The sequence below is a fragment of the Streptomyces sp. T028 genome (assembly GCF_048159505.1).
GTDB lineage: Bacteria > Actinomycetota > Actinomycetes > Streptomycetales > Streptomycetaceae > Streptomyces.
On the sequence record NZ_JBLRVZ010000043.1, the window covers coordinates 1 to 13286 of the forward strand.

Annotated in this window: 10 protein-coding genes and 1 pseudogene; 7 read left to right on the top strand and 4 right to left on the bottom strand. The window is 70.8% G+C overall.

Features of this window, described 5'->3' with window-relative positions:
* From ACLZN2_RS36335 to ACLZN2_RS36360, 6 genes are all read left to right on the top strand, one after another.
* Positions 1–542 (top strand): zinc-binding dehydrogenase (locus ACLZN2_RS36335; protein ID WP_416983792.1); only part of this gene is annotated, 542 nt, incomplete at its 5' end.
* On the top strand, positions 539–1300 hold the full coding sequence (locus tag ACLZN2_RS36340; RefSeq protein ID WP_416983793.1) for an SDR family oxidoreductase: 762 nt from the start codon (positions 539–541) through the stop codon (positions 1298–1300). The genes ACLZN2_RS36335 and ACLZN2_RS36340, both read left to right, overlap by 4 nt.
* Positions 1301–1406: 106 nt before the next feature.
* A complete protein-coding gene (locus ACLZN2_RS36345) occupies positions 1407–2411 on the top strand; it encodes an aldo/keto reductase (protein WP_416983795.1) in 1005 nt (334 codons plus the stop codon).
* 521 nt (positions 2412–2932) lie between these two features.
* Positions 2933–3703: an SDR family NAD(P)-dependent oxidoreductase gene (locus ACLZN2_RS36350; RefSeq protein WP_416983796.1), complete on the top strand. Its 771-nt coding sequence runs from the start codon at positions 2933–2935 to the stop codon at positions 3701–3703.
* A gap of 90 nt (positions 3704–3793) precedes the next feature.
* Positions 3794–5083, top strand: coding sequence for an MFS transporter (locus ACLZN2_RS36355; protein WP_416983797.1), 1290 nt, complete (start codon positions 3794–3796; stop codon positions 5081–5083).
* Between the two features lie 151 nt (positions 5084–5234).
* Positions 5235–7484 carry a glycoside hydrolase family 3 C-terminal domain-containing protein gene (locus ACLZN2_RS36360; protein WP_416983798.1) on the top strand — a complete coding sequence of 750 codons (2250 nt, stop codon included), beginning with the start codon at positions 5235–5237 and terminating at the stop codon, positions 7482–7484.
* A 61-nt stretch (positions 7485–7545) separates the two neighbouring features.
* Here ACLZN2_RS36360 and ACLZN2_RS36365 read toward each other — a convergent pair.
* Positions 7546–8499, bottom strand: a pseudogene (locus tag ACLZN2_RS36365) (Lrp/AsnC family transcriptional regulator).
* 153 nt (positions 8500–8652) lie between these two features.
* On the opposite strand from ACLZN2_RS36365, the gene ACLZN2_RS36370 reads away from it, so the two are divergent.
* Entirely contained in the window at positions 8653–10065 is a 1413-nt protein-coding gene (locus ACLZN2_RS36370) for an MFS transporter (RefSeq protein WP_416983799.1), read from the top strand.
* A 116-nt stretch (positions 10066–10181) separates the two neighbouring features.
* On the opposite strand, the gene ACLZN2_RS36375 is transcribed toward ACLZN2_RS36370, so the two are convergent.
* From ACLZN2_RS36375 to ACLZN2_RS36385, 3 genes are read right to left on the bottom strand one after another with little or no spacing between them, the layout of a single operon-like run.
* Entirely contained in the window at positions 10182–11072 is an 891-nt protein-coding gene (locus ACLZN2_RS36375; protein ID WP_416983801.1) for an SDR family NAD(P)-dependent oxidoreductase, read from the bottom strand.
* Complete coding sequence (locus ACLZN2_RS36380; RefSeq protein WP_416983803.1) at positions 11069–12100, bottom strand: NADP-dependent oxidoreductase; 1032 nt, start codon at positions 12098–12100, stop codon at positions 11069–11071. The genes ACLZN2_RS36375 and ACLZN2_RS36380 overlap by 4 nt, the downstream gene beginning before the upstream one ends.
* Positions 12101–12137: 37 nt before the next feature.
* The gene (locus tag ACLZN2_RS36385; protein WP_416983805.1) at positions 12138–13283 is read right to left on the bottom strand and encodes an acyl-CoA dehydrogenase family protein; all 1146 of its coding nucleotides are present in this window, start codon (positions 13281–13283) and stop codon (positions 12138–12140) included.
* Positions 13284–13286 lie beyond the last annotated feature (3 nt).

Here is a 13286-nt window from a genome sequence, read left to right on the forward strand (position 1 = left end):
TGGTCGGCGGTGGTCCGGTCGGCGTGCTGATCGCGCTGGTCGCGCGGGGCGCGGGTGCCGAGGTGCGGGTGGTGGAGCTGAGCGCGCACCGGCGGCTGCTGGCGGAGGAACTGGGCCTTCAGACGTGGGATCCGGCCGCGGTCGACGTGCCCGCGCTGGTGGGTGAGTGGACCGGGGACGCGGGCGCGGATGTCGCGTTCGAGGTGTCGGGTGCGCAGGCCGGGGTGGAGTGTGCGGTCGAGGTGCTGGGGGTGCGGGGCAGGCTGTGTCTGGTCGCGATCCACCCAAGGCCGCGTGAGGTGAACCTGCACCGGTTCTTCTGGCGTGAACTGACCCTGGTCGGGGCGCGGTTGTACGACCGGTCCGACTTCGAGAGGGCGGTCGCGCTGGTCGCGGACGGCACGATCCCGGCCGACCGGCTGATCAGCAAGGTGGTGCCGCTGGCCGAGGCACCGTCGGCGTTCGAGGCGCTGGAGGGCGGCGGGGACGTGATGAAGATCCTGGTGGACTGCGGCAACGACGAGAAGGGAGCAGGCGCGTGAGCCTGTTCGATCTGACCGGGAAGCTCGCGGTGGTGACCGGGGCCCGGCGTGGCATCGGCCGGGCCATGGCCCGCGCGCTCGCGGAGGCGGGCGCGGACGTCATCGGGGTGAGCGCGAACCTGGAGGCCTCCGGCAGCGACGTCCAGAAGGATGTGGAGGCGGCGGGCCGTTCGTTCGAGGCGATCCGCACCGACTTCGCCGACCCCGACGCGGTACGGGCCCTGGGCGCGGCCCTCGCCTCGCGGGAGCGGCCGGTGGACATCCTGGTCAACAACGCGGGCACGATCCGCCGTACTCCGGCCGCCGAACACTCCGACGCGGACTGGGACCTGGTCCTCCAGGTCAACCTCAGCGCCCAGTTCGCGCTGGCCCGGGCGGTCGGGGCCGCGATGGTGGCCCGGGGCCGGGGCAAGGTCGTCTTCACCGCCTCACTGCTCAGCTACCAGGGCGGGATCACGGTACCCGGCTACACCGCCGCCAAGCACGGCATCGCCGGGCTGACCAAGGCACTGGCCAACGAGTGGGCGCCGCACGGCGTCAACGTCAACGCGATCGCCCCCGGCTACATCGCCACCGACAACACCCAGGCCCTGCGCGCCGACCCGGGCCGCAGCCGGGCGATCCTCGACCGGATCCCGGCCGGCCGCTGGGGCAGCGCCGACGACCTCGCCGGCGCCACCGTCTTCCTCGCCTCCGACGCCGCCGCCTACATCCACGGCACCATCCTGCCCGTCGACGGCGGATGGCTCGGCCGATGACCACACCCCTCGCCGTCACGGTGAAGGACACTCCGCGTACACCGCTCATCGGCACCGTCACGGCCGACGGTCGCCCGCTCCGTCGGACAACGACGGGCAGCACCACATGACGCGCCCTCAGGAGCACGCACGGCATCGCGGAAGCATCGCCGACACCGGCCTCGAACTCACCGAACTCGGCTTCGGCGGCTCCGTCATCGGCAATCTCTATCGAGTGTCACCCGACGAAGACGCGGCCGCCGCCGTCGACGTGGCCTGGAACGCCGGCATCCGCTACTTCGACACCGCACCCCACTACGGCCTCGGCCTGTCGGAACACCGGCTAGGCCTGGCCCTCCGCGAACGGCGCCGGGACTCCTACGTCATCTCGTCCAAGGTCGGCCGCCTGCTGGTACCCAACGAGGTCCCCCGAGGGGTCGACAGCGAGGGCTTCGTCGTCCGCGACGACCTGTGCCGACAGTGGGACTTCAGCCGCGACGGCGTCCTGCGCTCCATCGAGGAGACACTCCGGCGCACCGGACTGGACCGCCTCGACATCGTCTACCTCCACGACCCCGACGACCACTGGAGGCAGGCCGCGGACCATGCCATGCCCGCCCTCGCAGACCTGCGCGGCCAGGGCGTGGTCAGCGCCATCGGCGTCGGCATGAACCAGTCCGCGATGCTTGCCCGATTCCTCCGGGAGACCGCCGCCGACGTCGTCATGCTCGCCGGCCGCTACACCCTCCTCGACCAGTCCGCCCTCGACGACGTCCTGCCGGCCGCACAGGAACACGGCAAGAGCGTCGTCGCCGCGGGCGTCTTCAACTCCGGGCTCCTCGCCCACGACCGCCCCGCGCAGGGCATGACGTACGACTACCGGGCCGCCCCCGCCCAGATCGTGGCACGCGCCCAAGCGATCGCAGAGGTCTGTGAGTGGCACGGTTCGAGCCTGCGGGCGGCGGCCGTCTCCTTCCCCTTCACCCATGCCGCCGTCGCCAACGTCACCCTCGGCATGGGCACGGCGGCGCACGTCCTGCAGAACGTGGACCTTCACCGCCAGGTGCCTCCCCCGGGGCTCTGGGCGGACCTGCGGGCCCGGGGGCTCCTACGCAGGGACGTTCCGGTGTGATGAGGAGCCTCAGGTCAGCGGGGGCCGGCGCCTGGTCAGGACGCCGACCCCCATTGCGGACGCCCGTCAGGTGGCGCCGTTCTCAAGTCGGGCGAACGTCTCCTCCGGTCCGGCGAGGAGGCTCTCGCCGCCGGGCTGCGTCATCCCGACCACACGTACAGTCGCATCGCGGCGCGAGGCCGCACACAACGAACTCGCTTTGAATCGATTCACAAGGCTGCGATCCAAAACTTTCTGACCGAAACTCTAGCCATAAAAACCGAACAAAGCTAGGTTTCTGATGTGTGAACTTCCGGTTCGCACTGGTCCGCTCAAGGGACCGCCCCACCCCGGCCGCCACGGATGTGAAAGGTTCCACCCCAAAACGCAGGTACGGGCGTCGCACCCATGCCGCCCCTGCAGCATCCAGAGGCCCGCTCCTCCTGCCTCCGTGTCCGGTCCCGGTCAACGGGACCCGTGCCCGCTTCCCCGCCGGAGCAACGCGGGGCAACCTCTCGCCACGAGAACACAAGGGAACACCCATGCAACGACTGACCGACCGCCGCATTCTCGTCACGGGCGCCGCCTCGGGCATCGGCCGCGCCACCACACTCCGGCTCCTGTCCGAGGGGGCCCGGGTCACGGGCACCGACATCGCCGAGGACGGCCTCGCGGAGACCGCTGAGCTCGCGGCCAAGGCCGGCACCGCGAGCCGGCTGAGCACCGCCGCACTCGACGTGTCCGACGAGACCTCGGTAGGGACCGTCGTGTCCGAGGCGATCGACGCGCTGGGCGGGCTCGACGCCTTGGTCAACGTGGCCGGCATGCTGCGCGGAGCCCACACCCACACCTGCTCCCTCGACCTGTGGAACCAGGTCATCGCCGTGAACCTCACCGGCACCTTCCTGGTCACCCGCGCGGCCCTGCCCGCCCTGCTGGAGACCGGCAAGGGCGTCGTGGTCAACTTCAGCTCCACCTCCGCCCAATTCGCCCACCCGATGATGGCCGCCTACTCCGCGAGCAAGGGCGGCATCCTCTCCTTCACCCACAGCATCGCCCAGGAATACGGCAAGCAGGGCCTGCGCGCGGTCAACGTCAACCCGGGCAGCATCTCCTCCGGCATCACCGAGAACATCTTCTCCCTCATGCCCGAGGACACCGACTGGAACCTCCTGGGCAAGCTCACCCCCGCCATCGGTGAGGGCTTCGGCTCCCCCGACGCCGTCGCCGGGGTCGTCGCCATGGTCGTCTCCGACGACGGCGCCTTCCTCACCGGCACCGAGATCCGCATCGACGGCGGAACCCACCAGTAACCCGTCGCGGGCACCTCGGCGTCCGGTGCCCGTTTCGCCCCCCTTACCCCGCACGTGTACCCTCACGTGTTCGCACGGCCGGAGGCCAAGATGACACACCACACAGCCGGGCTTCCCGCCACCGAGGACGCCGCCCCGAGGAGTCCGGGCGACGGCCTGCCGCCGGTCGGCCGCAGGTTCATCACCCTGTACGTGATCGCCTATCTGGGCGTCTACGTCGCCGTGATGACCCCGCTGCTGGTGTCCCTGGCGATGCGGCTGGAGACCATCGACCCGGACGGCAAGACCAGCAGCCTGGGCCTGGTGGTGGGCGTGGGAACACTGGTCGGCATGGTGTCCGGCCTGGTCTTCGGGGTACTCAGCGACAACACCAGGTCCCGGCTGGGGCGCCGCAAGCCCTGGATGCTCGCCGGGATGCCGGTCCTACTCGCCGGAGCGGCCGTCACCGGCGCCGGCACGTCGGTGTCCGTCCTGCTGGCCGGCTTCGTCATCAGCCAGGTCGGACTGAGCACGCTCATGACGCCGCTGGTGGCAATGCTCCCCGACCAGGTACCGGAGCAGCAGCGCGGCAAGGTTTCCGGCCTGCTCGGGTTCACCGCGCAGATCGCCGGGGTCGCCGGCTTCCAGCTGGCCACACCGCTGCGCCACTCCGGACTGCTGCTCTTCCTCGTCCCCGCGGTCATCGCCTGTCTGGCCCTGCTTCCCGTCGTCCTCTTCCTGCCCGATCCGGCGGTCCGGCGCGCGGACCACGACCAGCCGGGTCTGGCGGCCATGTTCCGCGACCTCACCTTCAATCCGCGGCGTCATCCCGACCTGGGCTGGACCTGGGTCGGCCGGTTCCTGATCCAGCTCAGCCTGATGTTCCTGTCCACATACCAGCTCTACTTCCTCACCGACCACCTCCACTACGAACTCAGCAAGGTGACGGGGCTGCTGGCGCTCTCCGGAGGCGTCGGTCTGCTGATGACCTCCGCGGGCGCCGTGGCGAGCGGTATTCTCTCGGACCGCCTGCGGCGCAGGAAGCCGTTCATCTACCTCGCCGCGACCGCGTTCGCCGTCGGTTTCGCCGTGATCGCCTTCGCCTCGTCGTTCCCGCAGGTGTTCGTCGGCTCGCAGATCATCCTGCTGGGGGCGGGCATGTTCGGTGCCGTGGACATCGCCCTCATCACCGATGTCATCCCCAACCGGGAGACGGAAGGCGCCAAGTACATGAGCGTCTTCGCCATGGCCGCCTCCCTGCCGCAGTCGGTCGCCCCGCTGGTCGCGCCGTTCATCCTCGCCGTGGGCGGTGGGGACAACTACCCGCTCCTCTTCCTGAGCGCGGCGGGGGTCGCGGTGGCCGGCGGACTGACCGTACGCCCGATCCGCAGCGTCCGTTGACCGCAGACGCCTCCGTTGAGCCCACAAGCTAAATCCAAATAAAATTCGACTTTGGCGCCATCCTCCACCTGAGAGCGCTCTCGCGCGCTGTTCCACCCACCGACCGCCGAAGGCCTCCGCCCGGCACCTATGATTTCGAGGAACCCGCACCATGTCCCAGAACCCCACCGAACTCGACCTGGACCGCAAGACAGCCCTGCTCTCCGGACTGAACATGTGGTCCAGCGAGCCCGACGAGGAGGCCGGTTTCCCCGCACTGGTGCTCAGTGACGGCCCGAACGGTGTGCGGCGCCAGAAGGGTGAAGCCGACCATCTCGGTGTGCACCGCAGCGAACCGGCCACCGCCTTCCCGCCCGGTGCCGCCCTCGGCTCAAGCTGGGACCCGGCCCTCGTCCGCCGCGTCGGCGAAGCGCTGGCCGTCGAATCGCGGGCGCTCGGCGTGGACGTGCTCCTCGGCCCTGCGATCAACATCAAGCGGTCCGCTCTCTGCGGGCGCAACTTCGAGTACTTCTCCGAGGATCCGCTCCTCAGCGGCGTACTCGGCGCGGCGCACGTGGAGGGGCTGCAGAGCGGGGGCGTCGGCGCGTCGGTCAAGCACTTCGCGGCCAACAACCAGGAGACCGACCGGATGCGCGTCAGCTCCGACGTCGACGACCGCACCCTGCGCGAGATCTACTTCCCGGCCTTCGAACGCGTCGTGAAGCAGGCGCGTCCGGCCACTGTCATGTGCTCGTACAACAAGATCAACGGCGTCTACGCCGCCGAGAACCACTGGCTGCTCACCCAGGTGCTGCGCGACGAGTGGGGCTTCGACGGCCTGGTCGTCTCCGACTGGGGCGCCGTCGGCGACCGTGTCGCCGCGCTGGTGGCCGGGATGGACCTGGAGATGCCCGGCAACGGCGGCGTCAGCGACGCCGAGGTCGCCGAGGCGGTGCGCTCGGGCCGGCTCGACGAGTCCGTCGTCGACACCGCTCTGGCCCGGCTGCGCGAGCTCACCGGTCGCGTCCGCTCCGGGGCCCCGGTCGAACTGGACCACGACACCCACCACCTCCTCGCGCGTGAGGTCGCCGGCGAGTGCCTGGTCCTGCTGAAGAACCGGGAGGGCAGCCTGCCACTCACGCCGGAAGGCCGTATCGCCGTCGTCGGCGAGTTCGCCGAGACGCTGCGCTTCCAGGGCGGCGGCAGCTCCCACGTCAACGCCACCCGGGTCGACACCGCACTCTCCGAACTGCGGGCCCAGCTGCCGGACGCGGAGATCGACTTCGCCCGGGGCTATGACACCACGAGGCAGGCGGACGCGGTAGAGCTGCGCGAGGCGGCCGTCGCGCTCGCGGCGCAGGCTGACACCGCGGTCCTCGTCATCGGCCTGCGCGAGGCAGACGAGTCCGAGGGCTTCGACCGTGAGCACATCGAACTCCCCGGCGAGCAGGTCGAGTTGGTGCGCGCGGTGGCCGCGGTGGCCCGCCGCACCGTCGTCGTGGTGCTCAACGGCGGCGTGGTGACCCTGGAGGGCTGGCACGACGAGGTGGACGCGATCGTGGAGGCCTGGCTGCCCGGCCAGGCCGGCGGCGGCGCCATCGCCGACGTGCTCACCGGCCGGGTCAACCCCTCCGGACACCTCGCGGAGTCCATCCCGTTCCGGCTCAACGACACCCCCGCCTACCTGAACTTCCCCGGTGAGCAGGGGCACGTCCGCTACGGCGAGGGCGTGATGGTCGGCTACCGCTACTACGAGACCGCCGACGTCGCCGTCCGCTACCCCTTCGGCCACGGCCTCAGCTACACGACCTTCGAACAGAGCGGCTTCCAGGTCACCGCGACCGGCGAGGACACCGCCAGGGCCACGGTCACGGTCACCAACACCGGCGAGCGCTTCGGCAAGCACGTGGTGCAGGTCTACGTCTCCGCGCCGAAGCGCCCGGTCAGCAGCCCTGCCCGTGAGCTGCGGGGCTTCTCCAAGGTGGCGCTGGAGCCCGGCCAGAGCAAGGTCGTGGAGATCGACCTCGACCGCCGCGCCTTCGCCTTCTGGGACATCACGCGCGACGACTGGACCGTGGCTGCCGGACGGTACGAGGTCCAGCTCGGCGAGAACGCTCACGACGTGGTCGCCGTACAACCGCTGGACCTCGTAGGGGACCTCCTGGTGGCGCCCCTGACCCTGGACTCCACGGTCGGCGCGTGGTTCGGCCACACGACGGTCGGCCCGGTGCTCACCGAGGCCATGATGGCCGGGATGTCCGAGGAGCAGGCCGCTGCCGCCGCGGAGAGCCAGGACGCGATGCGCATGGTCGAGTCCATGCCGATGCGCCAGTTCCTCGGCTTCCTGCCGACGCCGATCCCGGCGGAGTTCCTCGACCAGCTGATGACGATGAGCCGTTCCTCCGAACCGGTGGCTTCGTAGTCGGCGGGCCGGGCGAGGGGCCGGCCCGCGCTCATGCTCGGCGGCCACGGCACGCGTAGGGCTACTGCGTCCGGCGCGGTGGCGTCTGGTAGGTGAGCTGTTTGACCTGCCGCAGGAACGGTGTCGCCTCCACGTGCTGGACGCCCTCCAGGTGCCCGAGCGGGCCGCTGAGGTAGTCGTACAGGCCGGCGGTGCTCTTCGCGCGGACGGTGGCCATGAGGTTGAAGGGTCCCGCGGTCGCGGTGACGTGGGTGACCTCGGTGCGGTGGGCGAGCGCCTCGCCCACCGTGCGCAGGGCGGCCGGGGCGGCCGTCACCCAGAGGACGGCGGAGACCGGGTAGCCGAGGACCGCAGAGTCGTACTCGACGTCGAAGTACAGGGCCCCCGAGGCCCTCAGTGCCGCCAGCCGGCGCTTGACGGCCGACTCGGAGCGGCCGGTGGCGTGCTGCAACTCGGCGTGGACGGCGCGTCCGTCCCGTTCGAGGACGGCGACGAGGGGTTCGTCCTCGGGCGCGATACCGGCCGGGCCCGGCTCCGGCACCGGCTCGGGGCGCAGGACGGCGATCTGCTCCTCGGACAGCGCCCCGAACTTCCGCAGCCAGCCGCTCGGACCGCCGTAGAAGCGGAAGAGCAGCTGGTGGGCGCGGATCTCGACGATGCTGGGGGTGCGGGGCAGCTTGCCCAGCAGCAGGTCGTCGCGGTCCCAGGGGTTGCGCGGCAAGGTTCCGCAGATCACCTCGGTGCCACCCGAGGCGAGCGCGATTCAGCCGGTGTCGGGGCGCTTGGCCAGCGCGTCCGCGATGGTCAGGGCGGTGTCGGGGGCACAGCGCAGCCGGAGCATCCACTGGTCGAGCCCCAGTCGTTCGGGGTCACGCACGGCCACCACCCGTAACCCCGCCTCGGCGCACAGTCTGCGGTAGCGGCGGGCGACGGTCTGGTCGGAGACACCGAGCGCCGCGCCGATCCGTTTGAAGGAAGCCCGCCCATTCACCTCCAGCGCCGAGAGGATCAGCAGGTCGAGGGCGTCGGACCCCGACGGGCCGCTCTGCGGAGGATTGCTTTTCGCGTTTCACCGGTCAGAGGCCCGTTTCCGCTTCGCCCGACCGCGCGAGGGCCATCGTACGGAGCCGTACCTGATCAATGCACAAGGAGTTGAAGACATGCGTAAATGGGGCTGCTCACAGCGATCTGCCTGAGTACGTTCATGCTGTTGCTGAACATGACGATCGTGGTGGTGGCGCTGCCGGACATGGCGCACTCGCTGGACGCCTCGTTGAGCGATCTGCAGTGGGTCGTCGACGGATACGCGCTGGCGCTGGCCGCTCTGCTGCTGGGTGCCGGCGTCGGCGCCGACATCGTCGGACGCCGCCGGGTGCATGTGGCGGGCGTGGTGGTGTTCGCGGTCGCCTCACGAGCGGCGGCGATGTTCGCGACCACCCTGCCGCTGCTCGGCTCCGTGTACCAGGGGCGGGAGCGGGGCGCCGCCCTCGGTGTGTGGGGCGCGGTCAGCGGTGCGGCCGCGGCCGCGCTGCTCGGCGGGGTGCTGACCAAGGGCCCGGGCTGGCGGTGGATCTTCTTCGTGAACGTGCCGGTGAGCGTCGTCACCGTGTGGCTGTCGCTGAAGGTGGTGCCGGAGTCCCGGGGGACGCGGGGGATGCGCGTCGACTGGGCGGGCATGGCGACGTTCGCGGTGTTCGCGGGCGGGATGACGTACGCGATGGTTCGGGCCGGGGAGCACGGCTGGACCTCCACCGGGACGCTGACGGCGTTCGGTCTCGCCGCCGCGGCGCTGGTGGCGTTCGTGCTCGTCGAACGCAAGGTGGCGCATCCGCTGCTGGACCTGAGGCTGCTGAGCAAGCCGACGTTCGTCGGTGTGCTGGTGGGCGCGCTCGCCTTCGACGGCGTGGCGTTCGGTGTGATCGCCTACGAGTCGATCTGGATGCAGACGCTGCTGGGCATGGACCCGGTGGACGGCGGCCTCGCGCTGCTGCCGCTGCCGGCCGCGGCCATGGTGGTCGCGATGACGGTCGGCGCGCTGTCGCACAGGGCCGCCGCACGCTGGACCATGGGAGCAGGCCTGCTGCTGCTCGCCGCCGGGTCCTTCGCGCAGGCGTTCCTCGACGCGGATTCCAGCTGGACGTCGCTCGTCCTGGGCCCGGTACTGGTGGGTGTCGGCACCGGGCTCCTCTCCCCCACCATCTCCGGGGCGGCGCTCGCCGCGGTCCCAGCGGAGCGGTCGGGCATGGCGGGCGGTGTGGTGAACACCTTGCGGCAGCTGGGGTACGCGCTGATGGTCGCCGTCTACGGCACCGTGCTGACCTCCCGCATGGGTGACACCCTGCCGCATGACGCGGCGCACACCCTGGCGGGGGGTGGCGCGGCCTTCCTGCGGCACGCGTTCCCCGAGCACGTGCTGCGGTCCGCGTTCGCCTCGGGGCTCAACTCGGCGCTGGTGACCGCCGGTTCGGTCGGCCTCGTGGCGGGCCTGGTGGTCCTGGCCCTGGTCCGCGGCCCCCGCCGGGCGGCAGGTGCGGGCGGGGACACGGCACCAGCGGAACAGGCTCCGGTCACGGCCCACTGACGGCACAAGGTCCCGCCCGGAGCCTGCGCGGCTTAGGGCGGGACCTTGTGCGCCCGTTTCGCCTCTCCCGGAAGCCGACCCGGTTGCCGGCGGAACGGCGGGCGCGTCACCGTCTCCTACGCCTGCTGCCCGCCAGCCCGGGAACGCCGGCCGAACGCCGCGTCGTACGGGCCACGTTCGCGCACCTTGGCCGCCGTGAGCCGGTCCAGTTCGGGGGCCATGCGGCGGAACGGACGGTCCATCAACGGGCGGATCACGCCTCGAAGGACGTACTGGGTCCGCAGCGACCCCGGTACGAAGATCCGCGCCGCTCGGCGGCCGACGCCACGTGCCAGGATGTCGGCGGCCGTCGCGACGGGGAGAGTGCGCCCGGCGGCGCCGGGTAGTCGACGGCGCATCAGTTCGAGGTCGGGGTGGTCCCGGTCGCCTTGGCGGACCATGGGCGTGTCGACGAACATCAGGTACGCCACGCCGACATCGACACCCAGGTGCGCGACCTCGGTGCGCAGCGTGTCGAGGAGCGCTTCGAGGCCCGCCTTGCTCGCGCCGTAGAACGCCTCACCGGGCGGCGCCATCAGGGCTGCCGCCGAGGCGACTCCGAGCAGATAGCCCCCGCTCGCCTCCAGGTGCGGCAGGCAGGCGTGCAGGAAGCGCCAGTTGCCGGTGACATTGACGTCGAGCTGTCTCGCCAGGGCGTCCGGGTCCAGGCGGCGGGCGGCGCCCGCGGAGCCGATGCCGGCGTTGGAGACGGCGACGTCGATGCCGCCGAAGCGCTCGACGACCGCCCGCACGGCCGCCGTGACGGAGTCGGCGTCCGTGATGTCGCAGCCGACCGCCAGCGCGCCGCCGCCGATCTCCGCCGCTGCCCGTCCGGCCGCCGGTTCGTCGACGTCGAGCAGCGCGACCCGGTATGCAGGGCTCAGACGGCGGACGAGTTCGAGTCCGATGCCGCTCGCCGCGCCGGTGACCACGGCCACCGGAGGGGCGTTCCGACCGGTGGCGCTCACTCGGGGTCCGCCACCTTCAGCAGCAGCTTGCCGGGCTCTTTGCCGCTGAACATCGTCGGCAGCAGGGCGGGCGCGTGCTCGAAGCCCTCGACGACCTCCTCCGCCACGTGCAGGCGCCCCTCCCGTACCCACGCGCCGAGTTGGGCGGCGCCGTCGGCGAGGCGGTCGGCGTAGAAGAAGAGCAGGATCCCGCGCACCGTGAGCTGATGGGTGCAGATGCGCATGTAGTTGGTGGGGCCCTGGAGCTTGACGTCGGTGTAGCCGGAGGACATGGCCCCGCAGATCAGCACCCGTCCCTGGGGTGCCATGTGCAGGAGCAGGGTGTCGAGCATGTCGCCGCCGACGTTGTCGAAGTAGGCGTCGACGCCGTCCGGGCACAACTCCCGCAGGCGTTCGTCGAGTTTGTCGTTCTTGTAGTCGATCGCGTCGTCGTAGCCGGCCTGTTCGACGATCCACCGGCACTTCTCCGGGCCGCCCGCGATGCCGATCACCTTCTTGGCGCCCAGTGCCTTGGCGATCTGTCCGGCGAGGGACCCGGTGGCCCCCGTGGCGGCGGAGACCACCACCGTGTCGCCGGGTTTCACGCCGAGGCCGTCGGCGACGCCGAAGTACGCCGTGAGACCGCCGACACCGAACACCCCGAGGTTCCAGGACAGCGGGTAGTCGGCGCGGGGCAGCGCGCGCAGCGGCATCGGGCCGTCGCCGCGGACGAGGGCGTAGTCCTGCCAGCTCATGAAGCCCTCCACCAGGTCGCCCGGCCGGTAGGAGGGGTCGCGGGAGTCGACGACCTGGCCGATGCCCATGGTGCGCACCGGTTCGCCGACCTGGATCGGCTCCATGTAGCCGCCGTCGTCGGTGAGCCAGATGCGCTGGCTGGCGTCGTAGCCGAAGTACAGGGTGCGGACGAGGACGTCGCCCTCGCCGGGTGTCGGTACGTCGGCCTCGTGATAGCGGAAGTCGTCGGTGGTGACAGCGCCGACGGGGCGGCGGGCGAGCAGCCATTGACGGTTGACGGTGTTCGCAGCCATGGCAGGGACCTCCATCAGTCAGGGGTTCGGGGATGTGCTACAGGCCCAGGTCACGGCCGATGACTTCCTTCATGATCTCGTTGGACCCGGCCCAGATCTTGGTGACGCGGGCGTCCCGCCAGGCGCGTGCGACGCGGTACTCGTTCATGTAGCCGTAGCCGCCGTGCAGTTGGACGCACTCGTCGAGTACGGCGTTCTGGACCTCGGCGGACCACCACTTGACCTTGGCTGCGTCCACGGCGCCCAACTCACCCCGGGTGTGGGCGAGCACGCAGCTGTCGAGGTAGGCCTGGGCCGCCTCCACCCGGGTGACCAGCTCGGCGATCCTGAACTTGTTGTGCTGGAAGGAACCGATGGCCTGTCCGAAGGCCTTGCGCTCCCGGGTGTACTCGATGGTCTCGCGCAGGATGCGGGAGACGTGGCCGATGGAGGTGACGGACGTGGACAATCGTTCCTGCGGCAGGAGCTGCATCATCGAGGTGAAGCCCTGCCCCACCCCGCCGAGGCGGTTCGCGTCGGGCACCCGGACGTCGGTGAAGAACAGTTCGGCGGTGTCCGCCTCCTCCTGGCCCACCTTGTCGAGCTTGCGTCCCCGTGCGAAGCCGGGGGTGCCGGCCTCCACCACGAAGAGTGTGATGCCCTTGGCGCGTTCGCCGGGGCCGGTGCGGGCAGCGACGATGATCAGGTCGGCCTGGTGGCCGTTGGTGATGAACGTCTTGGAGCCGTTGATCACCCAGTGGTCGCCGTCGCGGACCGCGGTGGTGCGCAGCGCGGCGAGGTCGGAGCCGCCGGAGGGTTCGGTCATGCCGATGGCGGTGATGAGGTCGCCGGAGGCGACGCCGGGCAGCCAGCGGTGCTTCTGTTCCTCGGTGCCGAGTTCGACGAGATAGGGCGGGCAGGTGTCGGTGTGCAGGGCGAAGCTGGCGCCGACGCCGAAGCTGAAGCCGGCGAGTTCCTCGTCGGCGACGGCGTTGAAGCGGAAGTCGCCTGCGCCGGAGCCGCCATACTCCTCGGGGACGGAGAGGCCGAGGATGCCGAGTTCGCCGGCCTCCCGCCAGATGTCCCGGGCGATGGACTTCCGCTCCAGCATCTCCTCGTGGCGGGGTGCCAGGGTGCGTTCGGCGAACGTCCGGACCACCTCGCGGAAGCTCTCGTGGTCCTTGTCGAAGAGGGTGCGTTTCACGGG